Origin of the sequence: Agromyces aurantiacus (assembly GCF_016907355.1) — a bacterium.
In the GTDB taxonomy this organism is placed as follows: Bacteria; Actinomycetota; Actinomycetes; order Actinomycetales; family Microbacteriaceae; genus Agromyces; species Agromyces aurantiacus.
In genome coordinates, this window is the sequence record NZ_JAFBBW010000001.1 from 3,149,819 (window position 1) to 3,173,790 (window position 23,972).

Genomic DNA, 23,972 nt, shown 5'->3' on the forward strand with positions numbered 1-23,972 from the left:
GCCGGGTTCAGCCGGCGGATGCCGCGTCGGCGGGCTCGGATGCGGGCTCGGGCTCCGGCTCCGACTCGGCGAGCAGCTCGCGCACCCGCGGCACCACGCGCGTGGCGTAGAGCTCGATCGAGCGCATCATGGCCTCGTGCGGCAGCGTGCCGTTCGAGTACTTGAGGTCGAACCGGCCGGCGCCGAGCGCGCGGAGCGCGGCGGCGATCTTCTGCGCCACGGTCTCGGGCGATCCGGCGTAGAGCGCGCCGTGCGGGCTCGCCTCGCCCTCGAAGTGCTCGCGCGTGACCGCGCCCCAGCCGCGCTCGCGGCCGATGCGGTTCATGATGATCTCGTAGTGCGGCCACAGCGTGTCGAGGGCCTCGTCGTCGGTGTCGGCGATGATGCCGGGCGAGTGCACGGCGATGGGCTGCGGCTCGTGCCCGAACTGCGCGAGCGCCTTGCGGTAGAGCTCGGCCAGAGGTGCGAAGCGCGCGGGACTGCCCCCGATGATCGCCAGCACGAGCGGCAGGCCGTAGTGCGCGGCCCGGACGACCGACTCGGGGCTGCCGCCGACGCCGACCCAGGTCTTCAGCCGGCCGTGCTCGACGCGCGGGTAGACCAGCTGGTCGGTCAGGGGGGCACGGAGCTTCCCCTCCCACGTCACGGGCTCCTGCGGCAGCAGCGCCGCGAACAGGTTGAGCTTCTCCTCGAAGAGGTCCTGGTACTGGCTCAACTCGTAGCCGAACAGCGGGAACGACTCGATGAAGGATCCACGCCCGAGGATCACCTCGGCGCGTCCGCCCGAGAGCCCGTCGAGGGTCGCGAAGCGCTGGTAGACGCGCACGGGGTCGTCCGAGCTCAGCACGGTCACCGCCGACCCGAGGTGGATGCGCTCGGTGCGGCCCGCGATCGCCGCGAGCACGACCTCGGGAGCCGAGATGGCGAACTCGTGCCGGTGGTGCTCGCCGACGCCGAAGAAGTCCAGGCCGAGGCGGTCGGCGAGCTCGGCCTCGGCGACGACGTTCCGAAGCACCTGCGCCTGCGCGAGCGGCTCGCCGTCGGCTCCGAGCGTGACGTCGCCGAAGGTGTCGAGTCCGAATTCGTAGTGGCGCGCCATCCGCTGCCCCTTCCATGGTCGATGCACGTGCATGCACCTGACGGAACCCCGTCGACCCCGAGACTATTCCGGGTCGCACCCCGCCGGGAATGCCGTCGGGCCACGTGACGTTGGCACGGATGACGGCGTCGCAAGGCGACGACGACGGGTCGCGCCATCCGCCGGCCCGGGAAGGGGCACGACGTGACGGATCGACCGGTGATCGGCATCTTCGGGGCCGGCAAGGTGGGCACCGCGCTCGCACGCCTGCTCGTCGACGCCGGCTACGAGGTCGTGCTCACCGGATCGCCCCGCCAGACGGCACTCGAGCTGCTCGTGGGCGTCGTCGCGCCGGGCGCGCGCGTGGCCTCGCCCGACGAGCTGGTCGCCGCCGCCGACCTCATCATCGTCGCCGTGCCGTTCGGCAAGGTCGGCACCGTGCCCTGGGCGTCCTTCGAGGGCAAGGTCGTCGTCGACGCCACCAACTACTGGCCGCCCGTCGACGGCCACATCGCCGAGATCGACGCCGACGAGCGCTCGACGAGCGAGATCCACGCCGCCCTCAACACCGGCGCCCGCGTCGTGAAGTCGCTGAACCACCTCGGCTACCACGACATGGAGGACGACGCGATGCCGGCCGGTTCGCCCCTGCGCCGCGCGCTCGCCGTGGTCGGCGACGACCCCGAGGCGCGCCGTGCCGTGGCCCGGGTCATCGACGACCTCGGATTCGACGCCGTCGACGGCGGCGCGCTCGCGAACGGCCGGGCCCTCGAGCCGGGTCACCCCGCCTTCGGGCGCGAGCTCTCCGCCGCCGAGCTCTCGGCGCTGCTCGCCGCCGAGCGCGTGCTCGCGGCCTGAACCCGCTGGCGCAGGTCGACGAGGCCGATGAACAGCGCCACCAGGAGCAGCGCGCCGACCGCGGCCATGCCGACCGCGTAGGCCGTGTGGAACACGTCGATGCGCGCCTCCTCGCCCTGCACGCGGAAGATCGTGGAGTAGAAGAGCGAGAGCGCGATCGCCGTGCCGATCGCCGTGCCGATGCGCTGGCCGAGCTGGCCGACCGAGCCGGCGAGCCCGCCCTCGTCGACCGGCACCTCGGCGAGCGCGAGCACCTGGTTCGGCGCGATCACGAAGCCGCCTCCGGCGCCCGCGATGAGCATGACGCCCGCCATCAGCCACGGGGTGAGCCCGGGCGGGGTCGCGATCGCCACGAGCACGAGCAGGCCGAAGCCGAGCAGGAGCAGGATGAGCCCGCCAACGACGAGCACCCGGCCCATCCGCCCCACGAGCCGCCCGCCCAGCCACGACGTGACGGCGCTGGCCAGCGCGAACCCGATCGTCACCATGCCGGCGAACACGGGGGCCAGCCCCAGGCCCTGCTGCAGGAACAGGTTCGTGAGCAGGAACGTCGAGGGCATGGCCGCGAAGTAGGCGGTCGCGAGCATCGTGCCGTTGCGGTACGAGCGGCGGGAGAACAGGTCGAGCGGCACGAGCGGCGCGCGACCCGACGCCGCGTAGCGCCGCTCCCACAGCACGAACGCGCCGGCCGCCGCGGCGAACGCGACGAGCGTCCACCACCGAGCGGGATCGTCGTCGGGCGAGCCGGTCGTGAACAGGAACGGCCACATGAGGCACACCACCGCGATGCCGAAGAGCACGACGCCGACGGGGTCGAGGGAGATCCGGGCGCGCTCACCCGCCGGGCGTCCCGGGAGGAGCCAGGCCGCGAACACGATCGCGAGGAGGGCGAGCGGCACGTTCATCCAGAAGATGCCGCGCCATCCGTCCTCCGGCCCCCCGATCGCGATCGCGAGACCCCCGAGCGTCGGGCCGAACGCGGTCGCGATGCCGATCGTCGCGCCGAACAGGCCGAACGCGGCGCCCCGCTCGGCGCCCTGGAACAGCTGCTGCACGAGCCCCAGCACCTGCGGCATCTGGATGCCCGCGGCCACGCCCTGGAGCAGGCGGCCCACGAGCAGCACGCCGGAGGTCGGCGCGACCGCACAGAGCAGGCTCGTCGCCGTGAAGAGGCTGAGGCCCACGATGAACATGACCTTGCGCGAGCCCTGGTCGCCCAGCCGGCCGGCCGGCACGAGCGTGAGGCCGAACGTCAGCACGAACCCCGAGACGAGCAGCTGCAGCTCCGTTGAGCCGGCGCCGAGCGCCTCCTCGATGGAGGGCAGCGCGACGTTGACCTTCGTCAGGTCCATGATCGTGATCGCGGCCACGGCCACGCACACCCAGTACGCGCGCCAGCGCGTGTCCTTCACGACGGGGGCCTCGGTACTCGGCATCCGCTCCAGACTACGCCCGCGCCGCGGACGCCCCGAGGGTGGGCGGATCAGGGCTGCAGTCGTTCGAGCCGCCACCCGCCCGCGTCCGCACCGCGCTCGCGGGAGAACACGAGCCGGTCGTGCAGTCGCGACGTGCGGCCCTGCCAGAACTCCACGCGCCACGGCCGGAGGCGGAACCCGCCCCACCGCTCGGGCCGCCGGATCTCGCCGGCGCCCGCGACCTCCTCCTCGAGTGCCGCGACGCGCTCCTCGAGTTCGGCGCGCGAGGCGATGGGCTGCGACTGCCGGCTCGCGGTCGCCGAGATGCGCGACCCCAGCGGCCGGGTCGCCCAGTACGCGTCGGACTCCCCGTCGCCGACGCGACGGACCTCGCCCGTGACGATCACCTGCCGGTGCAGCGTGTACCACGGGAAGAGCACGGTGGCGACGGGGTTCGACTCGAGCGCCCGGCCCTTGCGCGACTCGCGGTCGGTGTAGAAGGCGAAGCCCCGGTCGTCGACGCCTCGCAGCAGCACGGTGCGGCTCGACGGCGTGCCGTCGGCGTCGATCGTGCCGAGCACCATCGCGTTGGGCTCGTAGACGCCGCGGGCGTCGGCCTCGGCGAGCCATCGGTCGAACTGCACGAAGGGGTCGGATGCCACGTGGGCCTCGTCGAGCTCCTCGGCGCCGTAGTCGGTGTGCCGGTGCAGGGCGTGCTCCAGGCGGGGCTCCGGGCGCTCGGGGTCGATCGCGTCGCTCATGGCTCCATTCTGCGGTCCGGGCGCCGCCGCACCCGGATGGCCGCGCTCAGCGGCCGCGATCCGGGGCCCCGGGCTCGGCGCGCAGGGCCGCGAGGAGCTCCGCGGCCGGGTCGGGCGCCCGTCGCTCGAGCAGGGCGTGGAGCAGGTGCGTCGGCTCGATGCGGCGCGCGTGGTCGGCCGAAGCGAGGGCGAGCGTGCGCCTGAGGACGGCCTTGGCACCGGGAGTGAACGGGAGCCGCGGCGCGCCGGCGGCCCGCCCGAGGGGCCCGAACGCGTCGGCCTCGACGCCGACGGCGGCGAGTGCATCCCGATCCAGCTGGGACGCCGCTCGCCGGGCATCGTCGGCGCCGGCGCCCACCTCGCGCGCGATCCCGGGATCGTGGAGGACGCCGATGAGCAGCAGGTCGGTGGAGACCCGGCGGTCGCCGCGGCGACCGGCCTCCTCGACCGCGCTGGTGACGGCGGCGCGCGCCGCTCGCGCGAAACGCTCAAACATGTCGGTCCTGCTTCCCGTGCTTCGCGTGGACGGATTGGCGCGTGACTCCGAGCGCCTCGCCGATCTGCTCCCATGACCAGCCGGCGCGGCGTGCCGCGGCGACGTGGGTCGCCTCGACGCGCTCGGCCAGCCGGTGCAGGGCGGCGACGGCGCGCAGGCCGGTCGCGGGATCGGTCTCGCGCACCTCGTCGGTCCGTCCGTCGATGTCCATGCCTGTCAGTCTGTGTTGACAGCGCGCTCGTGTCAAGTCAGACTGACGAGCATGTCAATCCAAACTGACACCCAGCCGTACGACGTCGTCATCGCGGGGGCCGGTCCCACGGGGCTCCTGCTCGCGGCCGAGCTCGCCGCCGCGGGGGCAGGCACCCTCGTGCTCGAGCGCGCGGCCCACCCCGACCCGACGCCGAAGGCCAACGGCGTCGTCGGTCGTGCCGCGATCGAGCTCCGACGGCGCGGCCATCTCCAAGGCACCGGCCTGCGCCCGGTCCGGCCGCCGAGATACGGCTACGGGCCATTCACACTCCGGCTCGGTGTCGTCGGCAACCCGCTGCACGTCCTCCCGGTCCCGCAGCGCCGGCTCGAGGAGATGCTCGAGCAGGGCGCCGTCCGGCACGGGGCGACCGTCCTCCGCGCCCACCGCCTCGACGGATTCGAGCAGGACGCCGAGGGAGTCACCGCCCACGTCACGACGGCCGACGGACGGACCGAGTTCCGCTCCGGCTACCTGGTCGGCTGCGACGGCGCGCACAGCACCGTGCGACGAGCGCTCGGGATCGAGTTCGAGGGCACCACGAGCCCGACCATCTCCCGGCTCGCGCGGATCACGATCCCCGACGAGCGCATCGTCCGGCACCGGCACGAGCTCGCCCTGCCCGACGGGGCCCGCCTTGCCCTGTTCCGACCGAACGTCACCGAGCACGGGACGATCACCATCGCCCCCGCCCGCGCGCTCGACCCGGCCGCGCCACCGGACCGCTACCTCGTCGCAACACAGGAACCGCGAGGCGAGACCACCCCGACCGAGGATCTCGACGTCTCCGAGCTCCGCGCGAGCCTGCGCCGGGTGCTCGGCACGGAGCTGCCGTTCACGGCGGCGCACGCGGCGCGCAGCGTGGTGCCGAACAGCCGTAGGGCCGAACGGTACCGGTCGGGACGCGTGTTCCTCGCCGGCGATGCCGCGCACGTGTTCAGCGCGGGCGGATCGGCTCTGAACGTCGGACTCCTGGACGCCATCGCGCTCGGCGAGACGCTCGCCGAGGCGCTCGATCGGGATGGCGACGAGGCTGTGCTCGACGGCTACGAGTCGCGGCGGCGTCCGGCCGTCGACCTCGCGCTCGCGTGCACACGCGTGCAGCACGCGTTGGAGACCGCCGGCGAGGAGGGCGATGGGCTCCGCCGCGTGGCCGGCGAGCTGCTGACCGCCCGGCGGTCCGCCCGCGGCATCGCCACCCTGCTCGAGGGGTGAGACGAGAAACGGCTGAACCCGCGTTTCCGCGGGTTCAGCCGTTCACGATGTCGTGAGACATCACAATGGTGGACCCAGGGGGATTCGAACCCCCGACCTTCTCATTGCGAACGAGACGCGCTACCAACTGCGCCATGGGCCCGAGCCGTGAACGACTCTACCATCCCCGGCGGGGTGGTCTTGACCACCCCGGCGGATGCCTCACACCGCGGTGCGACGACGGCGCAGCACCAGGTCGAGATCGCTCATGCCCGGCTCGGCGGCGTCGACGATGCCCATGCGCGCATACGGGCTCGCGGCCTCGGCGCTCGCACCGGCCCGCTGCGGTTCCTCGCTCGGCGACGTCGGCGCCGGCGATGCTGCCGGCGCGGACGCCGCGGGCGGCCGCAGCACGGGCACCTGCGGCTCCATGCGCTCGGCGCGCTCGGCCAGCTCGGCGCCCGCCGCGGCGCGCTTGAGCTGCTCGGCCTCGGTGATCGACGCCATCACGCTCGCCGCGATCGTGCCGCGCGAGAGGTGGAGCGGCTTCGGCAGGGGCTGCGGGGTCCAGCCGGCCGACGGCGCGGGCTCGGACTCGACCTCGATCGGCTCGAACGGCTCGGCCGCGGGAACGGCGACCGGCACGGGCGACGCCGTGGCGACCGGACGCCGGCGCGCGAGCACGACGAGGCCCGACAGCGCCACGACCACACCTGCCACGCCGCCGAGTGCGACGAACGGCGTCCCGCCGAGGGCGAGGACGACGAGCCCGGTCGCGCCCGTCAGCAGGGACGCCAGCAGAAGCAGCGAGCACAGCGCGCGACGGCGGCGCAGGCCGCGACGCGTGAGTCCGCGTGCGGTCGCCGGCGACGCGCCATCCGGCCCCGCCGACAGGACGGGCACAGGGGCGGTCGCGGCGGCGCGCGCCGCCCGCTCGGCCCGCTCGGCCCGCTCGGCCAGCTCGCGCGCGGCGGCCGCGGCGGCCTCCTCCGCGGCGATGCGCTCGGCGATCGCGAGGTTCTCGGCAGCCTGGGCCTCGAGGCGCGCGGCGAGCTCGTGCTCGTGCAGGATGCGTTCCTGCGCCGCGACCTCGCGGGTCGTCATCTCGACCCGCACCTCCTCGGGCGTCTCCGCGGTCTCGGCGAGGATGCGCAGCGTCTGCTGCAGCCGGACGGCGTTGCGCTCGGTTGCGAGGTACTGCCGCCGGCGAAGCCAGCTCGGCAGGAGGTAGGCGATCCAGAGCGTCGCGGCCACCGCCACGAGCACTCCACCACCGATCGCATCCATGCGACCACGCTAGGTCACGGCGGGTCGGCGCCGCCGATCAGGACGGGGCGTGTCAGCGATCCCCCACCCGAAGGGGGGTGAGCGCGGCCTCGCGATCGGCCGCCGGGATGGCCGCGGCATCCGCCGGCGCCCGGCCCTCGCGCCAGCGGCGCAGCACGCCCCCGGGCACCTCCTCGGCCACGAGCGCGAACGCGTAGTGGTCGCGCCAGTCGCCGTCGATGTGGATGAACCGCCGGCGCAGGCCCTCGTAGCGGAAGCCGAGCTTCTCGACCACGCGCAGCGACGGGCCGTTGTCGGGGCGGATGCAGATCTCCATGCGGTGCAGGCGCAGCGTGAGGAAGCAGTGGTCGGTCGCGAGCGCGACGGCCGTCGGCGTGATGCCGCGGCCCGCGGCGTGCTTGGCGACCCAGTACCCGATCGTCGCCGACGACAGCGAGCCGTGCGTGATCGACGACACGTTGAGCTGCCCGACGAGCTCGCCGTCCCACTCCATGATGAACGGCAGCGCGGTGCCGGCGCGCGCGTGCGCGGTGAGGTTGCGGATGCTGCCGCGTGTGTCGATGATCGACCCGCCGCCGGGATAGGTCGCCTCCCACCGGCGCAGCCAGCCGCGATTGTCGAGCAGCACCCGCTCCAGCGGCCGTGCGTCGCGCGCTCGGACGGGCCGGAGGGTCAGCGACCCGTCGACGAGGGTCGGAACGGATGCCGCGGGCACCTCAGCCTCGCTCGAGTCCGGCCGCGTAGTCCGCGAGCCAGGGCCGCAGCTCCGGGCCGAGGTCGTCACGCTCGGCGGCGAGCTGGACCACGGCCTTGATGTAGTCGAGCTTGTCGCCGGTGTCGTAGCGGCGACCGCGGAAGACGACGCCGAACACTCCCCCGGTCGCCTCGACGTCGCCGGCCATCTCCATGAGCGCGTCGGTCAGCTGGATCTCGCCGCCCTTGCCCGGCGCGGTGCGGTGGAGCACCTCGAACACCTGGGGCTTCAGCACGTACCGGCCGATCACGGCGTAGTTCGAGGGTGCGACCTCCTTGGCCGGCTTCTCGACGAGCCCCGTGATGCGGACGACGTCCTCGTCGTCGGTGGGCTCGACCTCGGCCGCGCCGTACAGGTGGATGCTGTCGGGGTCGACCTCGAGCAGGGCCACGATCGTGGCGTCGCGCTTGACCTGCTCATCGAGCATGCGCGTGAGGAGCACGTCGCGCGCATCGATGATGTCGTCGCCGAGGAGGACGGCGAACGGCTCGTCGTTGACGTGCATCTCGGCACGCAGCACCGCGTGACCGAGCCCCTTCGGGTCGCCCTGGCGGACGTAGTGGATCTGCCCCAGCTCGGTGGACTCGTTCACCTTCTCGAGCTTGTCGGTGTCGCCCTTCGCCTCGAGTGTGTACTCGAGCTCGGCGACCCGGTCGAAGTGGTTCTCGAGCGCGTTCTTGTTGCGCCCCGTGATCATCAGCACATCGGTCAGGCCCGCCTCGACCGCCTCCTCGACGACGTACTGGATGGCGGGCTTGTCGACGACCGGCAGCATCTCCTTGGGCATGGCCTTCGTCGCCGGGAGGAAGCGGGTCCCCAGTCCGGCAGCAGGGATGACGGCCTTCGTGATCCGATCTGTCATGGCCATCAGCGTAGCCGTACCCCGTGCCGGAACCGGCTGCGCCGCGGCCTAGGATGGCTGCCATGCCCGACGATCCCACGGTGGTCAAGCGCATCCTCCGCGCCGAGCTCCGCGAGCGCCGGCAGGTCATGCCGGCGCACGAGCGCGAGCTCGCGAGGGAGGGCTTCACGGCGCGCCTCCAGGAGCTCGTCGGCTCGACCGGTGCCCGCTCGCTCTCGTGCTACCTCTCGATGCCCACCGAGCCCGACACGCGCCCGTTCGTGCGCTGGGCCGAGGCGAACGGCATCCGCGTGCTGTTCCCCGTGACCCGCGAGGACGGCCTGCTCGACTGGACCGTCGGCGAGGAGGAGGACGAGGTCACGGGCCTGCACGGTATGCCCGAACCGGTCGGCGAACTGCTCGGCCCCATGGCCATCAACGACGTCGACCTCATCCTGGTGCCCGCCGCGGCGGTGGATGCCACGGGCATGCGCCTGGGCTGGGGCCGGGGCTACTTCGACAAGACCCTGGGTTCGATGGGAAAATGTCCTCCGGTGTATGCCATCGTCTTCGACGGCGAGTTCGTCGAGGAGGTGCCGCGCGAGGTGCACGACCAGCCGGTGAACGGCGTCGTGACGCCCACGCGCATCGTGGCGTTCTGAGCCCGGCGTACACCTCCAGTTCCACCGACGGATCGCCCGGAGTCCCCATGCCCACCTATTCCTACCGCTGCACCGAGTGCGGCGACGCCTTCGACATCCAGCAGGCCTTCACCGACGACAGCCTGACGGTCTGCCCCGCGTGCGGCGGCAGGCTCCGCAAGCTGTTCAGCGCGGTCGGCGTGACCTTCAACGGGTCGGGCTTCTACCGGACCGACTCGCGGGCGGGCTCGAAGCCGGGCTCGTCGGGCGGGGGTTCGGCGGATGCGTCGGGGTCGTCGTCGTCCGCGTCCGGCTCGTCGTCCTCCGGCTCCTCGTCCTCCGGCTCCTCGTCCTCCGGCTCGTCGTCCTCCGGCTCGGGCTCGTCGTCGTCCGGCGGCTCGTCGAGCGCCGCATAGCTGCAGCCGTCCCCGCCGCAGACCCCGACCACCCGAACGGAAAGGGAGCCAGCCGAGTGCTCAAGGGATTCCGGGAGTTCATCCTCCGAGGCAACGTCATCGACCTGGCCGTCGCCGTCGTCATCGGCGCCGCGTTCACGGCCGTCGTCAACTCGATCGTCGCCAATGTCTTCAATCCGCTCATCGGGGCGCTCTTCCGTGCCGACAGCCTCGACACGGCGCTCGTGCTGGAGATCCCCACGACGACCGGCGGCGTCGCCGAGGTCAGGTTCGGGGCGGTCCTCGGCGCGATCCTCACCTTCCTCATCGTGGCCGCCGTCGTCTACTTCGTGTTCGTCATGCCGATGAACCTCTTGAAGCAGCACGCCGAGGAGCGCCGGAAGGCGGGCGAGCCCAAGCCCGAGGATCCGGAGACCGAGCTCACGCTGCTCGCCGAGATCCGCGACCTCCTCGCGGCCGACCGCGCCGCAGGGCCCGGGACGCACCGCGCCGAGTGACCCGGCGCCCGCCGTTCACCAGTGCGGCGGGCGTTCGCGCGTGATGCGCTCGTCGTCGGCGCTGGCGGGCGCTCGCGCCACCTGCTCGTCGTCGTGCGCCCCCGGCACCGCCGACTCCGGCGCCGCATCCGTACCGGGCGCCGGCGTGAGCTTCGCCCGGCGTGCCCCACGGGTGCGCTCGACGCGCTGCCGCGGTTCCGCGTCGTCCCCGGTCATCCCGCCGCCGGCTCCTCCGACGGTTCCTCGGCGCCGCCGCCCTTGCCCAGCACCGCCGCGACGCGCTCGGCCACCGACTCGGGGTCGCCGAACAGCTCGAAGCTGTGCACGCGCAGGTAGTGCCATCCGAGCCGACGCAGGACATCGGGCCGCAGGCGCAGCGACTCGCGCAGGCTCTGGCCCGCGAGCGCCGGATCGGTTTCCACCACCACGGCCCGGCCGGCGGAGGCGGCCGCGAGCGACAGCGTGCCCCGGTGGCCCACACTGGTGCGGATGCCACGACGCTCGAGGCGGCGGGCGAGGTCGACCAGCATCGGGTCGCCGACGCCCGGCGCACGCGGCGCCGACTGCTGCTCCTCCGTCTGCGCGAGCACGTTCGCGAGCGCGATCACGCCGTGCCGCTGGCGGTCCGGCTCGATGTCGTCGGGTCGGAACGCCGACACGATGTCCATCGACCGGCGCGCCCGCGTCATCGCGACCGCGAGGAGCCGCTCGCCGCCGGGCTCGCCGAGCGAGCCGAAGTTGGAGAGCAGGCGGCCGTGCGGCGTGCGGCCGAAGCCGATCGAGAAGATCACCCGGTCGCGGCTCTGCGCGACGGCCTGCTCGAGCGTCAGCACCGTGAACGGCTCGGCGCGGTCGCGCAGGATGAAGTCCGACAGGTCGGTGCGCTTGGCGAACGCGGCGAGCACGGCCTGGTGCACGCGCGCCGCGTGCCGGGCGCTCGCGGTGATCACCATGAGCGACTCGCGCGGGCGCTTGACGGCGTGCTCCATGACGAGCTCGACGACCTTCGCGACCTCGGCGTCGAGGCTCTCGACCGTGCCGGTCACCGGGTCGGGCAGTCCGTTCCCGCGAACGTAGTGCAGGCCGAGGCTGCCGTGCCCGAGGAAGCTCCCCGCCCACGGCATCGAGACGATCCGCCCGCCGTAGAAGCGGCGGTTGACGAGCTCCGCGAGATCCTCGCCGCCCGCGCGATAGCTGCGCGTGAGCGTCATGGTGGGCAGCAGGTCGGCCAGTCGTGCGAGGGCGGAGTCGGCGTGCAGCGCGTCGACCCCGTGCTCGGGCTCGGGGCGATCCTCGGCGTCGGGCCGGATCGCCGTCTCGAAGCGCGTCGGCGTCTGCGTCACCGGGTCGCCGAACGCGACCACCTGCTTCGCCCGGCGGATGGCGCCGAGGTTCTCGGCGATCGTCGTCGCGCCGGCGTCGACCAGGACGACGGTGTCGAACGGGATCGCATCGTCGATGGCGGGCACCTCGTAGGGCGAGGCGAGCCAGACGGGCGCGAGCGCACGGAACAGGTGCGGCGCCTCCCGGTGCAGCCGGTCGGGCCGGACGCGGTCGCCGCGCAGCATGCGCCGCAGCCGCTCGGCCTCGTCGGGGTGGTCGACGATCGCGACGCGCCACGCCTCGGCCAACCGCCACGCGAGCAGCGGCCCGGCCGCGGTGGCGTGCGCGTCGTCGACGAGCCGGAAGTCGGCCTCGAGCCGGTCGAGCACGGTCGTGTTCGCGCCGAGCAGCGCGGGATCGCGTGCGAGCATCGTCTCGAGCACGGACTGCCACCAGGCCAGCTCGAGCTCGGAGGAGACCTGCTGCTCGGGGACGTGGCGCTTGGCGAGGTCGATGAGCAGCGGGTCGAGGCCGAGGCCGCGCAGCTTCTGCAGCAGCGCCGTGCGCTCCTGGAGGTTATGCAGCACCTCGGACTCGGCGGCGAGCCCGGCCAGCGTGGCCTCGAGGTCGCGGAGCGGGCGCGCGCCGAGCCGGCGCGGCGTCCCCTCGAGGCCGAGCGGGAGGTCGAGCGCCTGCAGGTCGGCGGAGACGGTGTGGTAGGCGACGTGCACGTCGTCGAGCCCGACCGGCACGCTCGGCACGGCTCCGGCCTCGGAGTACCGATGCCAGAGGGTGCGCTGCTGCTGGATGCCGCGGAGCGCGGCATTGAGGTCGCCGACGTGCACGCCCGGGCGCACGTACTCGAGCGCGAGGCGCTTGAGCCGGCGACGGTTCGCACCCGACATCCCGGTCTCGCGCCGCGGGGCGGTCGCGGCGATGAGCTCGCCGAGCGGGCGATCGTAGACGGAGGGCTGGAACTTGTCGAGCGAGTCGCGCACGTCGTGCAGCAGCCGGAGGAACACGCCCAGCTCGGCGACCGACTCGAACTGGCGCAGCCGGGTCTGGCCGATGAGCGCCCGCGCGCGCTCGAGCAGGCGCGGCAGGTCGACGCCGCTCAGGCGCTTGGCGAGGTCGTGCGCCGCCGTCGCCTCCTCGGACGTCGCGAACGCGGCGCCGTACCACGGCGAGTCGCCGGGGCCGTAGCGGAACTCGCCGAGCGCGGCGGCTCGCACGAGGTCGGCGGCGACCCCGTCGCGTCCGCTCGCGAGCGCGACGAGCGAGTCGCGGTCCAGCCGGGCCGTCGTGTCCGGGGGCGTGGACATCGCGGCGAGGCCGGCGAGCGCGGTCAACGCGTCGAGCACGGACGCCCGCAGCTCCGGGTCGCGGCGCGTGAGGGCCTGCCGGTAGTCCAGCAGCACCTTGCGCAGCCGCACGAGCGCGTCGTCGACATCCGCGATGCGCGGTTGCTCGGCCTTCTCGTTGCGGTTGATCGACTGGATGAGGTCGCGTCGGAGCCGCTCGGTCGTGACCGCGAGTCCCCCGAGGCCCACCTGGCCGAGACGGTGGGCGATGCCGTCGAGGCTCGAGCGACGGGCGCCGACGACGAGGACTCGCCGTTCGTTCGCGACGAGCGCGCCGATGGCGTTGACGATGGTCTGGGTGCCCCCCGTGCCGGGCAGCGTCTTCACGACGAGCGAGTCGCCCTGCTCGATCCGCGCGATCACCTGCTCCTGCTCGGAGTCCGCGTCGAGCAGCAGCCGGTCGGTCGACGGCGGACGTTCGTCCTGCGGCACGATCCGCGGCGGGTCGGCGGTCGTGGCGACCGCCGCGCGCGCGGTGGGGTTGCCGGCGATCGCGTCGATCACGGGGTGCTCGAGCCGCGCGGCATCCGCCCCCATCGCCGGGCCGACTTCGGCGAACGAGGAGACGACGAGCCGCGGCGCGACGTGGAAGGACGGCAGGTGCGAGGTGAGCCCGCGCAGCCGGTCGATCACCGGCTGGGGCTTGAACACGCCGTTCGTGATCGCGAGCGCGACGAACGCGTCGGCGTCGAGCGTGATCTGGAACTGCTCGTGCAGCTCGCGCGCGAGCGCGGGGTTGAGGAACGGCTGGCCCTTGAGCTTGAGCTCGAAGTCGCGGCCGTAGCGGCGGATGGCGAGGGGCCGCAGCAGCACCGGCGCGAGGTAGCCCTCCCCGCCGTGCTGCCACGACGCGAGGCCGATCGCGAGATGGACCGACTCGATGCCGCGCACGGAGCGCAGCTCGATGCCCTTCTGCGTGATCTCGGCCGCGGCGAGCCGGGCGTTGCGCAGTGCGAGCTCGTCGCGGATGAGGCTGGACAGCAGCGTGGAGTGGCCGGTGATGAACTGGGGCAGGCCGCCGGGATGCGTCGTCGAGAGTTCGAGTCGCGTGCGCGGCGTGTCCTCGAAGTGCACCAGCGGCGAGCGCCCGCCGAGCTCGCGGAGTTCGGCGTGCCATCGCCGCCAGCTGGGCTCGGCGACGTTGGATGCGACGACGCGCGGGTCGCCGACCGTGACGGCCTGGGGCGCGGCCGGGTCGCTTCGGACGCCCGATGACCCGCCCTGCACGGCGGCACGGGTCTCGGGCTCGTCCTCGAGGAGGTCGTCCTCGTCGTCGTTGCGATCGAGCCGTTGCACACCGACACCATACGGTGCACGCGGCCGATCTCCCGGAGCATCGCCGATGCCGCGAGGATTTCGATACCCACTGGGTATTGATACCATGGGGGTATCCGTATCCCCGAGGAGCACGCATGAAGTCCACCACCCCCGCCGAAGCCCATGCCGCGACCGACGCCTTCATCCTCGACGTCCGCGAGCACGAGGAGGTCGCGCAGGCCCGCGTCGACGGCGCCCACCACATCCCCCTGGCCGCGCTCCCGGAACGGCTCGGGGAGGTGCCGCGCGACCGCACGGTCTACGTCATGTGCGCGCTCGGCGGCCGGAGCGCACGCGCGACCCAGTACCTGGAGCAGCAGGGCGTCGACGCCGTGAACATCGACGGCGGCATCACCGAGTGGCACCGCGTCGGGCTGCCCGTCACGATCGGAGGCATCGCATGAGCACCATGACCGAGACCAAGTCCGACGCGCAGCGCCGCATCGCGAACCGGCTGAAGCGTGCGCGCGGCCAGCTGAACGCCGTGATCGACGCGGTGGAGTCGGGCGCCGACTGCCGCGCCGTCGTCACCCAGCTCGCCGCCGTCTCGAGCGCGCTCGACCGGGCGGGCTTCGCGGTCATCTCCACCGCGATGCGCGACTGCGCGACCGACCCCGAGGGCGCCGCCGGAGGCGACAAGCTCGACTTCGACGAGCTCGAGAAGCTGTTCCTCTCGCTCTCCTGAGCCGCAGCGCCCTCGCCTCCCCCCAGCGGGGGCGATGCGTCACGACGACGACGCCGGCCGGTGGATCACCGGCCGGCGTCGTCGCGATCTCCGGGCGCGCCGGATCGGCGCGGGAGCCTCAGGCCAGGCTCGCGAGCTCCAGGCCGTGCGCCTTGGCCACGCCCTCGTTGGTGAGCTTCCCGCCCGTGGCGTTCAGGCCCTTCGCGAGCGCCGCGTCGCCGGCGAGCGCGGCCTGCCATCCGAGGTCGGCGAGCTTCAGCGCGTAGGGCAGCGTGGCGTTCGTGAGCGCCGGCGTCGACGTCGCGGGGACCGCGCCGGGCATGTTGGCGACGCAGTAGTAGATCGCGTCGTGCACGCGGAACGTCGGCTCGGCGTGGGTCGTGGGTCGCGAGCCCTCGAAGCAGCCGCCCTGGTCGATCGCGATGTCGACGAGCACGGCGCCGCGCTTCATCGTCGCGACCATCTCGTCGGTGACGACCTTGGGCGCCGCCGCGCCGGGCACGAGCACCGCGCCGATCACGAGGTCGGCGTCGCGCACCTGGCGCGCGGTCTCGTAGGGCGACGAGGCGAGCGTCTTGATGCGGTGGTCGTACCGGGCGTCGAGCTCGCGGAGCTTCGCCAGCGAGATGTCCATGACCGTCACGTCGGCGCCGAGGCCGAGCGCGGTGGCCGCGGCCTGCTCGCCGGCGACACCGCCGCCGATCACGAGGACCTTCGCGGGCGCCGTGCCGGGCACGCCGCCGAGCAGCACGCCGCGGCCGCCCTTCGACGCGTGCAGCTCGGCCGCGCCGACCTGCGGGGCGAGCCGGCCGGCGACCTCGCTCATGGGCGTGAGCAGCGGGAGCGAGCGGTCGGCGAGCTGCACGGTCTCGTAGGCGATCGCCGTGACGCCCGAGTCGAGGATGGCGCGGGTGAGCGGCAGGTCGGCGGCGAGGTGCAGGTAGGTGAAGAGCGTGAGGTCCTCGCGCAGGAAGCGGTACTCCTGCTCGATGGGCTCCTTGACCTTGAGGACGAGCTCGGCCGCCCACGCCTCGTCGGCGGTCGCGACGATGTTCGCGCCGGCGGCGCGGTACTCGTCGTCGTGGTACCCGGCGCCGTCGCCGGCACCGGCCTGGATGTCGACGCGGTGGCCGCGCAGCGAGAGCGCGTTCGCTCCGGCGGGCGTCATCGCGACGCGGAATTCGTTGTTCTTGACCTCAGCGGGCACGCCGATGTGCATGGTTGGCTCCGAATGCTGTGTGGGTATGTACCTCTATCGTCGCCGCTTGTTCGCTGTTTCGAAAGCCGATCCGCACGACGTTCGGTAGACTCGATGCATCCGTCCCGAATGTTCGAAGGGAACCCCCGCCGTGAGCGATCTGCCGCAGTTCAGCGAACCCGCCCGCGTCGCGCTCGACGCGATCGACCGCCAGATCATCGCCCGGCTGCACGAGAACGCCCGCATCCCCAACGTCGAGCTCGCGCGCGAGGTCGGCATCTCGCCGTCGACGTGCCTTGCCCGCGTGCGATCGCTGCGCGAGCGAGGCGTGATCACCCGCTACACCGCGGAGATCAACCCGGCGGCGCTCGGCTACACGCTGCAGGCGCTCGTCTCGGTGCGGATCCGCCCGGGAGCGCGGCACCTCATGGAGCAGATCTCCGACGAGCTGCGCAGCGAGCCCGAGGTCGCGCAGCTGTTCTTCCTGGGCGGCAGCGAGGACTTCCTCATCCACGTGCGCGTGCGCGACAGCGAGCACGTGCGCCAGTTCGTGCTGAAGAACCTCTCGGCCAACCCCGCGGTCGCCCTCACCGAGACCAACCTCGTGTTCGAGCACCACACCGCGAACTCAGCGGGCCTGCGCACCGTGCTCTGACGCCGGCCGGGGCGGTGCGGATGCCACGAGGCGCCGTCAGCGGCCGACCGGCAGGATCTCGCCGAGGTCGAGTCCGGCGGGCGCCTCGAGCTGCTCGTACGTGCAGCTCTCGGGCGTGCGATCGTGCCGCCACCGACGGAATTGCGCGGTGTGGCGGAAGCGGTCGCCCTCCATGTGGTCGTACGCGACCTCGACGACCAGTTCGGGCCGCAGCGGCACGAAGGAGAGATCCTTTCCGGCGCTCCACCGGCTCACCGCGCCCGGCATGCGTCCCGTGCGATGAGCCTCCTGGTCGGCCCACTCCCCCCACGGATGGCTCGACAGGTCGGCCTCGACGTACGGCGCGAGCTCCTCGACGAGCGCCTTCCGGCGCGCCATGGAGAAGGACGCGGCGACACCGACGTGCCGCAGTCGCCCGTCGTCGTCGTAGAGCCCCAGCAGGAGCGACCCGACCACGTCGCCCGTCTTGTGCCAGCGGTACCCGGCGACGACGCAGTCGGCCGTGCGCTCGTGCTTGATCTTGAACATCGTGCGCTTGTCGGGCTGGTAGGTGCCGTCGAGGGGCTTGGCGACCACGCCGTCGAGTCCCGCACCCTCGAACCGTTCGAACCACTCGCGCGCCTCGGCGAGGTCGGACGTCGCCGGCGTGACGAAGACCGGGTCGGATGCGGCGGCGAGCGCCCGCTCGAGCCGGGCCCGCCGCTCGGAGAAGGGCCGCCCCGTCAGGTCGTCCTCGCCGAGGGCGAGGAGGTCGAACGCGACGAAGGAGGCGGGTGTCTGCTCGGCGAGCAGGCGCACCCGGCTCGCCGCCGGGTGGATGCGCTGCTGGAGCGCGTCGAAGTCGAGCCGACCGCCCCGCGCGAGCACGATCTCGCCGTCGACGACGCACCGGTCGGGCAGGTTCGCCTTGAGCGCCTCGACGAGCTCGGGGAAGTACCGGGTCATCGGCCGCTCGTTGCGGCTGCCGAGCTCGACCTCGTCGCCGTCGCGGAAGACGATCGTGCGGAAGCCGTCCCACTTCGGCTCGACGTGCCCGACATCGGGGATCTCCTTGACGGACTTCGCGAGCATCGGCGAGACGGGCGGCATCACGGGCAGGTCCATCCGACCATCATGCTCCCCACCCCCGGCATGCCGGCAGCCCCGCCGCGGGTCGGGTGGGCGCCCGCAGGACGCCGCATACCCCGGGGTAGCATCCGGCCCCGAGGCGGTCAAGGCCCTGCCCCGCCCTCGCGCGCGCGCGTACGGTGGGAGACGGCCGTGATGGACGAGGGGGTCCCGCGCGGCCCGGATGATTGGGGGATCACGATGTCCGACCCGCAGAGCGACGATCCGACCGCGGATCGCGAGATGGATGCCGCCCTCGAGGAGGCCGAGCGCAAGGCGCGCGCCGAGGAGGACGCCGACCCGGACGAGCGCATCGCCGTGCGCGACGAGGAGTCCGGGCGGATCACCGAGGAGCGTGCGCAATGACCTCCCTGCTCGAGGAACCCGAGCACGACGCGCGCGTCGGCGAGGGCCCACTGCCCTCGATCGGCATCTGGTGGCCGATGCTCGAGCGCTCGTTCCAGCTCGAGATCCTGGAACACCCCACCGCCCCGCTGCGCGTGCTCGTCGTGCGACGCATCTTCGAGTTGTGCGACCTCGACGACCGCCCGGTGCCGCGCTCGGGCGTGCGGCTCGGCGCGAACGAGCGCGCCTACATCGCGGGCTGGGTCCACGCCGTCGACTGGGCCTGAGCGGCGGTCGCATGGATCGGATCCTGTACGCGGGCGGCGAACTGCTCACCGGCAGCGAGATCGCCCAGGCGATCGTGGACTACGCCGCAGCCCTGGCGGGCCGGCGTTCCGCGGCATCCATCGACATCCCCATCCGGACCACGTCGGGCGGCGTCGCGCGCGCGCACCTGCTGATCGGCCCGGCGAGCCAGCTGGTCACGGAGCCCGTCGAGTCGGAGTTCGACGAGCTCGTGGACGAGGACCTGGTGACGCGGCTGCGCACGTCGGCGGCCGCGCTCGCCTCCACGCGGCCCGTCGTCGGCGCGACGGACGGCGACGACGAGATCGACGACGCCGACACCGACGAACTGGAGTGGCCGCCCATCCGGTGAGCCCTTCGCGGCTCAGGTCGGCCGACGCGTCAGGCGAGGTCGGCGTCGGCGTTCCGGCCGACCCCGTTCGCCTCGACGGCCGCCTCGGCCTCGTCGTCGTCGGCCGGGATCGGGATGATGCTGATGGGGATCCCCGGCCCGACCAGGAGCTCCGCCGGCTGCGGACGGCCTTCGCCGTGGTTGACCGTGATCCAGAGCGCGGTGCCGGTCGTGAACGCCTGCTCGACCGTCGCCTTGATCGCCTCGACGTCGGCCTGCCCGACCGAGTACTGCGAGCCGCCGTAGAGGATGTTCACGCGCTTGGTCACTCGTGCTCCCGATTGTGGTCGTTCTCGGTGCGCTCGGGTTCGGGCACGAGCACGAGTCCGCCGGGCGAGTTCGCGGTGGACATGAGCGCGTCCACCCAGATCCGGTTGATCGACGGCTGGCGCCCGCCCGCGTACTTGAAGACGAGCGAGACCCGGGGGTGCATCCAGATCGTGCTGCGCCCGTCGCCGATCGCCGGATCGTCGCGCCAGCTGAAGTAGAAGGACTCGCCGCGACGCAGCTTCGCACCGATGACGAGCTGGAGGTGGGCCAGCACGCGATCGTCGAAGTCGACGCCGAGCGTCGAATCGTAGGTGAGCTTTCCCACAGGCACCTCCGGCTGCGACCCGACTACCACCCCAGCGTATCCCGGGCGGAGATCCGGCCGACAGGGGGTTGCGGCACGCCGGTTCGACGCTGACGAGCACCGGCGCGCGTGTCAAGCCTCTGGGCGCCCTCGAGCCGCGTGGGTAGACAGGGAGGGAACCGGTCGAGAGGCCGTTCCCCACGTGCGCAGGAGGTTGACGATGACGACGAACCGCGAGAAGACCGGCGACACGCTCATCGACGTGGTGCCCCTGAGCGAGACGACGTGGCGCGTGTGCGACACGAGGTGCGACGAGGGCGACAGCCGGCACATCGTCGGCTACATCCACTCCATCGCGGGCGGCTACGAGGTGATGTGGATGCGTCCACGACCCGGGGTGACCTATCGCTACGCGACGTTCGAGGATGCCGTGCGCGAGACGTCGCGCCGGATGCGCCTCGTGCGCAGGCCCGGCTGAGCGGTGCCCCTGGAGGGACTCGAACCCCCAACCCTCTCCTTAGGACGGAGCTGCTCTTCCATTGAGCTACAGAGGCTGACCGGTCGAGTCTACCGGGCCGTCAGTTGTACCCGAGGACCACGATCGCCGAGGTGGAGGGGGCGAGTTCGTCGACGAACACCGGTTCGTCGTGTCGTCCGTCATCGGATGGCTGCGTCATCGCGGTCTCCTGCTTCGTGCGTGATCGTCTGGCAACGCTAGCCGGAGCTGCGTGGTTCGTCCACTCGCCGTCGTGTCGATCCTCATCGGTACCGCTCGCCGTCGCGTCGACGCCGATCAGGCCGGTGGGTAGAGGTAGAGGGCGTCGCCCACCGGGATGGTGCGGACGTGGTACGAGTGGTCGGAGTTCTGGTTGTACTCCTCGATCGTGACGGTGCCGTCGCCGTTGACCGACTGCACGTAGGCGACGTGGTTGTACGGGAACCAGGCGACCGCGCCGACCACGGGCTCGCTGCTGGTCGGCCAGCCCTTCGACTGCCACTCGTCGGCCCACATCCAGGCACTGCCCGAGGCGAGGTTGCTCCAGTCCCACTTCCACGGGGCGCTCGTGACGCCCGCATCGCGGTTCAGCCGCCACGCGACGAAGTCGACGCACTCGCGGTAGTAGTAACGCAGGGGCGAGAGACCGCCGCCGTAGTCGTCGGGAGTCTCGTACCACCACGGGTAGTCGTCGCCCTCGGCCTGCTGCGTGACCTTCGCGTACTCGCCGCTGCCGCGCGAGGCGAGCTCGGCCTCCCACGCGGCCTGCTCGGCGGCGGCGGCCTCGGCCGCCGCCGCGTCGATCTCGGCTTTCGTCGTGACCGCGAAGCCGTCGGCGGAGATCGAGGCGCCGGTCGCCGAGCCGGACACCGTGACATCCTGCGCCTCGGCGACGGAGAGGCTGAACGTGGTCTGGACGCCCGGCACGTGCCCGCCGGGAAGGAAGGCGTAGGCCGGCAGCGCGAGCGTGCCCACGAGGGCGGGGACGATCATGATCGTGGCCGCGACGCGCAGCGGACCGTTGCGCCGCCGCGTCGCGCTCGCGCGAGGGGCGGCGGCCGGACGGGCCGCCGAGCGCCGCGCCGCCGCGAGGGCGCCGCCGGCGCGGACGAGCGCCGTCGTGCCGGGCAGAGCTCGCGGCCCACGCCGTGAGCGACCGGCCGCCTTCACCGCAGGTGCCCCACCGGCTGCGGGCGCCTCGGGGGCGACGGCGGGCCCGACCGGTTCGGCCCGCGGGCTCCGGAGCTCGACGCGCGCGTCGGGCGATCCGGTGCGCTCGGCGCCCGGCCGCTCAGGAGCCCGGGGAGCCGGCCGCTCGAGTGCTCGGTCGGACGCGTGCTGCGGAGTCGCGGACGCGGGACGGGCGGTCGACCGGTCCATGTGACGCTCGGGCGTCCGATCGTCGGGACGCGCGGCGTCGCGGTACGGGGGCCGTTCGGGCGTCCGATCGGCCGGACGCGCGGCGTCTCGGTACGGGGGCCGTTCGGGCGTCCGATCGGCCGGACGCGCGGCGTCGCGGTATGGGGGCCGTTCGGGCGTCCGTGGGACCGGACGCTCGGCGGGGTGGTACGCCGCCCGCTGGGATCGCTCGGCCGGGCGTTCCGGCGACGGGTACGGCGCGCGCGCCGGAGCGGACGGGTGGGCCGAAGCGGACGGGTGGGCCGGAGCAGAGGCGGACGGTCGCTCCGGCGCGGGGGCGGACGCGGCGCGCTCCGGCGGCCGGGAGACGGAGCGCTCGGGCATGCGGTACGTCGCGCGCTCGCCCTCGTTCGCCGGGCGGCTCAGCGGGGCCTCCGCGGCACGACGCCCGACGGGCGGCTCCGCGGGGAGCGCCCGGCGCCCACTGGCCGGCGCGGATGCGGACGACTCGGGAGCGCGGCTCGGCGCGCCCCACGCGTCATCCGTCGATCGCGGGCGGTACCGACCCGCGTCTTCGCGCGTACGCGTGGCGTCGTCAGGCGGCTCGGCATGCCGGCGCGGGCGCAGGCTCGGGGGGTTGCCGGGCGTGTCGTCACCGTACAAGAGTCGTGAACCTCCGGGACCTGCGCGCGGTCTGGGGAACCGGGACGCAGGCTTGCTGCGGTCGTGGAGCTACAGGGGGCGCTCCGGACTCGTACCACCATAGGGCACGCGTCGGAGCCTTGTCACCGGTTCGCGTCGGGCGAGTCGGGCTCCGGAGCGCGGCGTCAGGCCGCCGAGCGGAGGAAGTCGCTCCACTGCGGCAACGGCCGCTCGACCCCGCGGACGACCCATCCGCGGCCGCTGGGCATGCGCGGCGTGACGCGGAGCGTCCAGCCCATCTCGGCCGGCGTGTGGTCGCCCTTGGCGTTGTTGCACCGGAGGCAGCACGCCACGAGGTTCTCCCAGGTGTCGCGTCCGCCACGCGACCGCGGCAGCACGTGATCGATCGTCGCCGCGGACTTGCCGCAGTACGCGCACCGGTGATCGTCACGGCGCAGCACGCCCCGACGGCTCACGGGCACCTGGTGCACGCGCGGGGTCCGCACGTAGCGCGTCAGCAGGATGACGCTCGGCCGGACCCATTCCCCGCTCGTGCCGTGCACCGGATTGCCCTCGTCGTGCAGGATCACGGTCGCCTTCTCGTTCATGACGAGCAGCAGCGCCCGCTTGAAGGAGACGACGGCGAGCGGTTCATATCCGGCGTTCAGCACGAGGGTGCGCATGGGGTGCCTCTCGATCGGTGCTGGATGGCTTCCAGCCGCGTGAAGGGATCGACGACCCGGATGCCGCGGGGCGGGCGGAATGCCCCCGGAGACGCGAAACGGGCACCGTCGTGATGACAGTGCCCGTCGGCATCCCAGCGCAGTCGCGACTCGGCTGACTGCTGCGCCGCTGGTCGTAGAGCGCGCGCGCACCCGCGGAATGGGTGCTGCTGCGCGGACCGACCATCGAACTTCCCCTACCCGGTAACCGGATCGTCAGGAGACAAGGCTACGACACGAATGGCGCGCCGGGTCACCCCGGCGCGCCATTCGCAGACACGCTTCACACGCCGTTCACATCTCAGATGCGCACGATCCAGTAGTCGCTCGTCCAGATCGGCTGCGTGCGCACGACCGTGCCCTCGTAGGGGGCGTGGAGGATCTGGCCATTGCCGGCGTAGAACCCGATGTGGCCGTCCATCACGACGAGGTCGCCCGGGACCGCCTGGTCGATCGGGATCTGGGTGCCCGCGGCACCCTGGGCCGACGACGAGTGCGGCAGGCTGATGCCGAACTGCGCGTAGACGTACATCACGAGGCCCGAGCAGTCGAAGCCGGCGGGCGTCGCGCCGCCGTAGACGTAGGGCACGCCGAGGTACTGCTGCGCGACGGCGAACACGCTCGCCGGGTCGGCCGAGCCGTACACGGCCGCGGGAGCCGAGTACTGGGCGGCCGAGGCGGCGTACGAGGCCATCTCGGCGGCCGCGGCCTGGCGGGCGGCCTCGGCGGCAGCGGCCTCCTCGGCGGCGCGCTTCGCCTCCTCGGCGGCCTGGATCTCCGCAGCCGTGGTGGCGGCGTACTCGTCCTCCGAGACGGGCGCCGCGATGACGTCGTCGCCGACCGTGACGTCCTGGGCCTGGGCCTGGGTCAGCCGGGTCTGCGCCGTCGCGCCGAACTGGATCCCGTCCGTGCCGGGCGCGAAGGCGTACGCGGGAATGGCGAGGGTGCCGACGAGGCCGGCCGAGACGGCCATGACGACGACGTTCTTCGCGCCGCCGCGGCG

At 73.0% G+C, this 23,972-nt stretch carries 29 protein-coding genes and 2 tRNA genes; 12 read left to right on the top strand and 19 right to left on the bottom strand.

The genetic code is table 11. From position 1 onward, the window contains the following. Positions 1 to 7 precede the first annotated feature (7 nt). Complete coding sequence (locus JOD46_RS14850) at positions 8 to 1,099, bottom strand: LLM class flavin-dependent oxidoreductase (protein ID WP_204395277.1); 1,092 nt, start codon at positions 1,097 to 1,099, stop codon at positions 8 to 10. Between the two features lie 183 nt (positions 1,100 to 1,282). Between JOD46_RS14850 and JOD46_RS14855 the strand changes: the two genes are divergently transcribed. Further along, positions 1,283 to 1,936, top strand: a complete 654-nt coding sequence (locus JOD46_RS14855) for an NADPH-dependent F420 reductase (RefSeq protein ID WP_204395278.1) — start codon at positions 1,283 to 1,285, stop codon at positions 1,934 to 1,936. Here the strand turns inward: JOD46_RS14855 and JOD46_RS14860 are convergent. The 4 genes from JOD46_RS14860 to JOD46_RS14875 are packed head-to-tail and all read right to left on the bottom strand — an operon-like array spanning position 1,858 to position 4,819. After that, on the bottom strand, positions 1,858 to 3,372 hold the full coding sequence (locus JOD46_RS14860; protein ID WP_204395279.1) for an MFS transporter: 1,515 nt from the start codon (positions 3,370 to 3,372) through the stop codon (positions 1,858 to 1,860). The two genes, JOD46_RS14855 and JOD46_RS14860, sit on opposite strands and share 79 nt — an antisense overlap. A 47-nt stretch (positions 3,373 to 3,419) precedes the next feature. Further along, positions 3,420 to 4,112 carry a pyridoxamine 5'-phosphate oxidase gene (gene pdxH / locus JOD46_RS14865; RefSeq protein ID WP_239562797.1) on the bottom strand — a complete coding sequence of 231 codons (693 nt, stop codon included), beginning with the start codon at positions 4,110 to 4,112 and terminating at the stop codon, positions 3,420 to 3,422. A 46-nt stretch (positions 4,113 to 4,158) separates the two neighbouring features. Continuing rightward, complete coding sequence (locus tag JOD46_RS14870; protein ID WP_204395280.1) at positions 4,159 to 4,608, bottom strand: Clp protease N-terminal domain-containing protein; 450 nt, start codon at positions 4,606 to 4,608, stop codon at positions 4,159 to 4,161. Further along, a complete protein-coding gene (locus JOD46_RS14875) occupies positions 4,601 to 4,819 on the bottom strand; it encodes a helix-turn-helix domain-containing protein (protein ID WP_204395281.1) in 219 nt (72 codons plus the stop codon). The genes JOD46_RS14870 and JOD46_RS14875 overlap by 8 nt, the downstream gene beginning before the upstream one ends. Before the next feature lie 51 nt (positions 4,820 to 4,870). Between JOD46_RS14875 and JOD46_RS14880 the strand changes: the two genes are divergently transcribed. Continuing rightward, positions 4,871 to 6,073, top strand: coding sequence for an FAD-dependent monooxygenase (locus JOD46_RS14880; RefSeq protein WP_204395282.1), 1,203 nt, complete (start codon positions 4,871 to 4,873; stop codon positions 6,071 to 6,073). Between the two features lie 66 nt (positions 6,074 to 6,139). Here JOD46_RS14880 and JOD46_RS14885 read toward each other — a convergent pair. The 4 genes from JOD46_RS14885 to galU form a co-directional block, all read right to left on the bottom strand. Next, a tRNA-Ala gene (locus tag JOD46_RS14885) sits at positions 6,140 to 6,215 on the bottom strand. A 59-nt stretch (positions 6,216 to 6,274) separates the two neighbouring features. Next, positions 6,275 to 7,339 carry a hypothetical protein gene (locus tag JOD46_RS14890; RefSeq protein WP_204395283.1) on the bottom strand — a complete coding sequence of 355 codons (1,065 nt, stop codon included), beginning with the start codon at positions 7,337 to 7,339 and terminating at the stop codon, positions 6,275 to 6,277. A 52-nt stretch (positions 7,340 to 7,391) separates the two neighbouring features. Next, complete coding sequence (locus JOD46_RS14895; protein ID WP_204395284.1) at positions 7,392 to 8,054, bottom strand: GNAT family N-acetyltransferase; 663 nt, start codon at positions 8,052 to 8,054, stop codon at positions 7,392 to 7,394. Between the two features lies 1 nt (position 8,055). After that, the gene (gene galU / locus JOD46_RS14900; RefSeq protein WP_204395285.1) at positions 8,056 to 8,955 is read right to left on the bottom strand and encodes a UTP--glucose-1-phosphate uridylyltransferase GalU; all 900 of its coding nucleotides are present in this window, start codon (positions 8,953 to 8,955) and stop codon (positions 8,056 to 8,058) included. A 62-nt stretch (positions 8,956 to 9,017) separates the two neighbouring features. On the opposite strand from galU, the gene JOD46_RS14905 reads away from it, so the two are divergent. The 3 genes from JOD46_RS14905 to mscL are packed head-to-tail and all read left to right on the top strand — an operon-like array spanning position 9,018 to position 10,488. Further along, positions 9,018 to 9,596: a 5-formyltetrahydrofolate cyclo-ligase gene (locus JOD46_RS14905; RefSeq protein ID WP_204395286.1), complete on the top strand. Its 579-nt coding sequence runs from the start codon at positions 9,018 to 9,020 to the stop codon at positions 9,594 to 9,596. Between the two features lie 47 nt (positions 9,597 to 9,643). Next, positions 9,644 to 9,991, top strand: a complete 348-nt coding sequence (locus tag JOD46_RS14910) for an FmdB family zinc ribbon protein (protein WP_204395287.1) — start codon at positions 9,644 to 9,646, stop codon at positions 9,989 to 9,991. A 56-nt stretch (positions 9,992 to 10,047) separates the two neighbouring features. After that, complete coding sequence (gene mscL, locus JOD46_RS14915; RefSeq protein WP_204395288.1) at positions 10,048 to 10,488, top strand: large conductance mechanosensitive channel protein MscL; 441 nt, start codon at positions 10,048 to 10,050, stop codon at positions 10,486 to 10,488. A 15-nt stretch (positions 10,489 to 10,503) separates the two neighbouring features. On the opposite strand, the gene JOD46_RS14920 is transcribed toward mscL, so the two are convergent. Further along, positions 10,504 to 10,704 carry a hypothetical protein gene (locus JOD46_RS14920; RefSeq protein ID WP_204395289.1) on the bottom strand — a complete coding sequence of 67 codons (201 nt, stop codon included), beginning with the start codon at positions 10,702 to 10,704 and terminating at the stop codon, positions 10,504 to 10,506. Then, positions 10,701 to 14,468, bottom strand: a complete 3,768-nt coding sequence (locus tag JOD46_RS14925; RefSeq protein WP_372432712.1) for an AAA family ATPase — start codon at positions 14,466 to 14,468, stop codon at positions 10,701 to 10,703. Before JOD46_RS14925 ends, JOD46_RS14920 begins: the two co-directional genes overlap by 4 nt. A gap of 116 nt (positions 14,469 to 14,584) precedes the next feature. Between JOD46_RS14925 and JOD46_RS14930 the strand changes: the two genes are divergently transcribed. Further along, positions 14,585 to 14,893: a rhodanese-like domain-containing protein gene (locus JOD46_RS14930; protein ID WP_204395290.1), complete on the top strand. Its 309-nt coding sequence runs from the start codon at positions 14,585 to 14,587 to the stop codon at positions 14,891 to 14,893. A 5-nt stretch (positions 14,894 to 14,898) separates the two neighbouring features. Then, positions 14,899 to 15,174 (top strand): metal-sensitive transcriptional regulator, encoded by a 276-nt coding sequence (locus JOD46_RS14935; RefSeq protein ID WP_204396724.1) that lies wholly within the window; start codon positions 14,899 to 14,901, stop codon positions 15,172 to 15,174. Between the two features lie 118 nt (positions 15,175 to 15,292). Here the strand turns inward: JOD46_RS14935 and ald are convergent, their stop codons facing one another. After that, complete coding sequence (gene ald, locus JOD46_RS14940; RefSeq protein WP_204395291.1) at positions 15,293 to 16,393, bottom strand: alanine dehydrogenase; 1,101 nt, start codon at positions 16,391 to 16,393, stop codon at positions 15,293 to 15,295. A gap of 130 nt (positions 16,394 to 16,523) precedes the next feature. Between ald and JOD46_RS14945 the strand changes: the two genes are divergently transcribed. Beyond that, on the top strand, positions 16,524 to 17,027 hold the full coding sequence (locus JOD46_RS14945; RefSeq protein WP_307835060.1) for an Lrp/AsnC family transcriptional regulator: 504 nt from the start codon (positions 16,524 to 16,526) through the stop codon (positions 17,025 to 17,027). Between the two features lie 36 nt (positions 17,028 to 17,063). Here the strand turns inward: JOD46_RS14945 and JOD46_RS14950 are convergent, their stop codons facing one another. Further along, complete coding sequence (locus JOD46_RS14950) at positions 17,064 to 18,131, bottom strand: ATP-dependent DNA ligase (protein WP_204395292.1); 1,068 nt, start codon at positions 18,129 to 18,131, stop codon at positions 17,064 to 17,066. A gap of 204 nt (positions 18,132 to 18,335) precedes the next feature. Between JOD46_RS14950 and JOD46_RS14955 the strand changes: the two genes are divergently transcribed. The 3 genes from JOD46_RS14955 to JOD46_RS14965 are packed head-to-tail and all read left to right on the top strand — an operon-like array spanning position 18,336 to position 19,137. Beyond that, positions 18,336 to 18,500: a hypothetical protein gene (locus tag JOD46_RS14955; RefSeq protein WP_204395293.1), complete on the top strand. Its 165-nt coding sequence runs from the start codon at positions 18,336 to 18,338 to the stop codon at positions 18,498 to 18,500. Continuing rightward, positions 18,497 to 18,766 carry a hypothetical protein gene (locus tag JOD46_RS14960; protein ID WP_204395294.1) on the top strand — a complete coding sequence of 90 codons (270 nt, stop codon included), beginning with the start codon at positions 18,497 to 18,499 and terminating at the stop codon, positions 18,764 to 18,766. Before JOD46_RS14955 ends, JOD46_RS14960 begins: the two co-directional genes overlap by 4 nt. An 11-nt stretch (positions 18,767 to 18,777) precedes the next feature. Further along, positions 18,778 to 19,137 (top strand): hypothetical protein, encoded by a 360-nt coding sequence (locus tag JOD46_RS14965; RefSeq protein ID WP_204395295.1) that lies wholly within the window; start codon positions 18,778 to 18,780, stop codon positions 19,135 to 19,137. 29 nt (positions 19,138 to 19,166) lie between these two features. On the opposite strand, the gene JOD46_RS14970 is transcribed toward JOD46_RS14965, so the two are convergent. Both JOD46_RS14970 and JOD46_RS14975 read right to left on the bottom strand, forming a co-directional pair. Continuing rightward, positions 19,167 to 19,445, bottom strand: a complete 279-nt coding sequence (locus JOD46_RS14970) for a hypothetical protein (RefSeq protein ID WP_204395296.1) — start codon at positions 19,443 to 19,445, stop codon at positions 19,167 to 19,169. Beyond that, positions 19,442 to 19,771 (bottom strand): DUF7882 family protein, encoded by a 330-nt coding sequence (locus JOD46_RS14975; protein WP_204395297.1) that lies wholly within the window; start codon positions 19,769 to 19,771, stop codon positions 19,442 to 19,444. Before JOD46_RS14975 ends, JOD46_RS14970 begins: the two co-directional genes overlap by 4 nt. A gap of 199 nt (positions 19,772 to 19,970) precedes the next feature. Here JOD46_RS14975 and JOD46_RS14980 point away from each other — a divergent pair, with 199 nt between their 5' ends. After that, positions 19,971 to 20,228 carry a hypothetical protein gene (locus JOD46_RS14980; RefSeq protein ID WP_204395298.1) on the top strand — a complete coding sequence of 86 codons (258 nt, stop codon included), beginning with the start codon at positions 19,971 to 19,973 and terminating at the stop codon, positions 20,226 to 20,228. 4 nt (positions 20,229 to 20,232) lie between these two features. Here JOD46_RS14980 and JOD46_RS14985 read toward each other — a convergent pair. The 4 genes from JOD46_RS14985 to JOD46_RS15000 all read right to left on the bottom strand — a co-directional run bounded on the left by JOD46_RS14985 (position 20,233) and on the right by JOD46_RS15000 (position 23,942). Next, a tRNA-Arg gene (locus JOD46_RS14985) sits at positions 20,233 to 20,304 on the bottom strand. A gap of 239 nt (positions 20,305 to 20,543) precedes the next feature. After that, positions 20,544 to 21,239 carry a CHAP domain-containing protein gene (locus tag JOD46_RS14990; protein WP_204395299.1) on the bottom strand — a complete coding sequence of 232 codons (696 nt, stop codon included), beginning with the start codon at positions 21,237 to 21,239 and terminating at the stop codon, positions 20,544 to 20,546. Positions 21,240 to 22,432: 1,193 nt separating this feature from the next. Then, positions 22,433 to 22,930 carry an HNH endonuclease gene (locus JOD46_RS14995; protein ID WP_204395300.1) on the bottom strand — a complete coding sequence of 166 codons (498 nt, stop codon included), beginning with the start codon at positions 22,928 to 22,930 and terminating at the stop codon, positions 22,433 to 22,435. Positions 22,931 to 23,270: 340 nt separating this feature from the next. Next, entirely contained in the window at positions 23,271 to 23,942 is a 672-nt protein-coding gene (locus tag JOD46_RS15000; RefSeq protein WP_204395301.1) for a C40 family peptidase, read from the bottom strand. Positions 23,943 to 23,972: the final 30 nt, after the last annotated feature.

Excerpts from the sequence above, each read along its gene's own strand:
- JOD46_RS14955 (WP_204395293.1), top strand. The coding sequence starts at position 18,336 with ATGTCCGACCCGCAGAGCGACGATCCGACCGCGGATCGCGAGATGGAT.
- JOD46_RS14850 (WP_204395277.1), bottom strand. The coding sequence starts at position 1,099 with ATGGCGCGCCACTACGAATTCGGACTCGACACCTTCGGCGACGTCACG.
- JOD46_RS14920 (WP_204395289.1), bottom strand. The coding sequence starts at position 10,704 with ATGACCGGGGACGACGCGGAACCGCGGCAGCGCGTCGAGCGCACCCGT.
- JOD46_RS14910 (WP_204395287.1), top strand. The coding sequence starts at position 9,644 with ATGCCCACCTATTCCTACCGCTGCACCGAGTGCGGCGACGCCTTCGAC.
- JOD46_RS14860 (WP_204395279.1), bottom strand. The coding sequence starts at position 3,372 with ATGCCGAGTACCGAGGCCCCCGTCGTGAAGGACACGCGCTGGCGCGCG.
- JOD46_RS14980 (WP_204395298.1), top strand. The coding sequence starts at position 19,971 with ATGACGACGAACCGCGAGAAGACCGGCGACACGCTCATCGACGTGGTG.
- JOD46_RS14890 (WP_204395283.1), bottom strand. The coding sequence starts at position 7,339 with ATGGATGCGATCGGTGGTGGAGTGCTCGTGGCGGTGGCCGCGACGCTC.
- galU (WP_204395285.1), bottom strand. The coding sequence starts at position 8,955 with ATGACAGATCGGATCACGAAGGCCGTCATCCCTGCTGCCGGACTGGGG.
- JOD46_RS14880 (WP_204395282.1), top strand. The coding sequence starts at position 4,871 with ATGTCAATCCAAACTGACACCCAGCCGTACGACGTCGTCATCGCGGGG.
- ald (WP_204395291.1), bottom strand. The coding sequence starts at position 16,393 with ATGCACATCGGCGTGCCCGCTGAGGTCAAGAACAACGAATTCCGCGTC.
- JOD46_RS14960 (WP_204395294.1), top strand. The coding sequence starts at position 18,497 with ATGACCTCCCTGCTCGAGGAACCCGAGCACGACGCGCGCGTCGGCGAG.
- JOD46_RS14965 (WP_204395295.1), top strand. The coding sequence starts at position 18,778 with ATGGATCGGATCCTGTACGCGGGCGGCGAACTGCTCACCGGCAGCGAG.
- JOD46_RS14870 (WP_204395280.1), bottom strand. The coding sequence starts at position 4,608 with ATGTTTGAGCGTTTCGCGCGAGCGGCGCGCGCCGCCGTCACCAGCGCG.
- JOD46_RS14950 (WP_204395292.1), bottom strand. The coding sequence starts at position 18,131 with ATGGACCTGCCCGTGATGCCGCCCGTCTCGCCGATGCTCGCGAAGTCC.
- JOD46_RS15000 (WP_204395301.1), bottom strand. The coding sequence starts at position 23,942 with ATGGCCGTCTCGGCCGGCCTCGTCGGCACCCTCGCCATTCCCGCGTAC.
- JOD46_RS14935 (WP_204396724.1), top strand. The coding sequence starts at position 14,899 with ATGACCGAGACCAAGTCCGACGCGCAGCGCCGCATCGCGAACCGGCTG.
- JOD46_RS14905 (WP_204395286.1), top strand. The coding sequence starts at position 9,018 with ATGCCCGACGATCCCACGGTGGTCAAGCGCATCCTCCGCGCCGAGCTC.
- JOD46_RS14930 (WP_204395290.1), top strand. The coding sequence starts at position 14,585 with ATGAAGTCCACCACCCCCGCCGAAGCCCATGCCGCGACCGACGCCTTC.
- JOD46_RS14875 (WP_204395281.1), bottom strand. The coding sequence starts at position 4,819 with ATGGACATCGACGGACGGACCGACGAGGTGCGCGAGACCGATCCCGCG.
- JOD46_RS14995 (WP_204395300.1), bottom strand. The coding sequence starts at position 22,930 with ATGCGCACCCTCGTGCTGAACGCCGGATATGAACCGCTCGCCGTCGTC.
- JOD46_RS14990 (WP_204395299.1), bottom strand. The coding sequence starts at position 21,239 with ATGATCGTCCCCGCCCTCGTGGGCACGCTCGCGCTGCCGGCCTACGCC.
- pdxH (WP_239562797.1), bottom strand. The coding sequence starts at position 4,112 with ATGAGCGACGCGATCGACCCCGAGCGCCCGGAGCCCCGCCTGGAGCAC.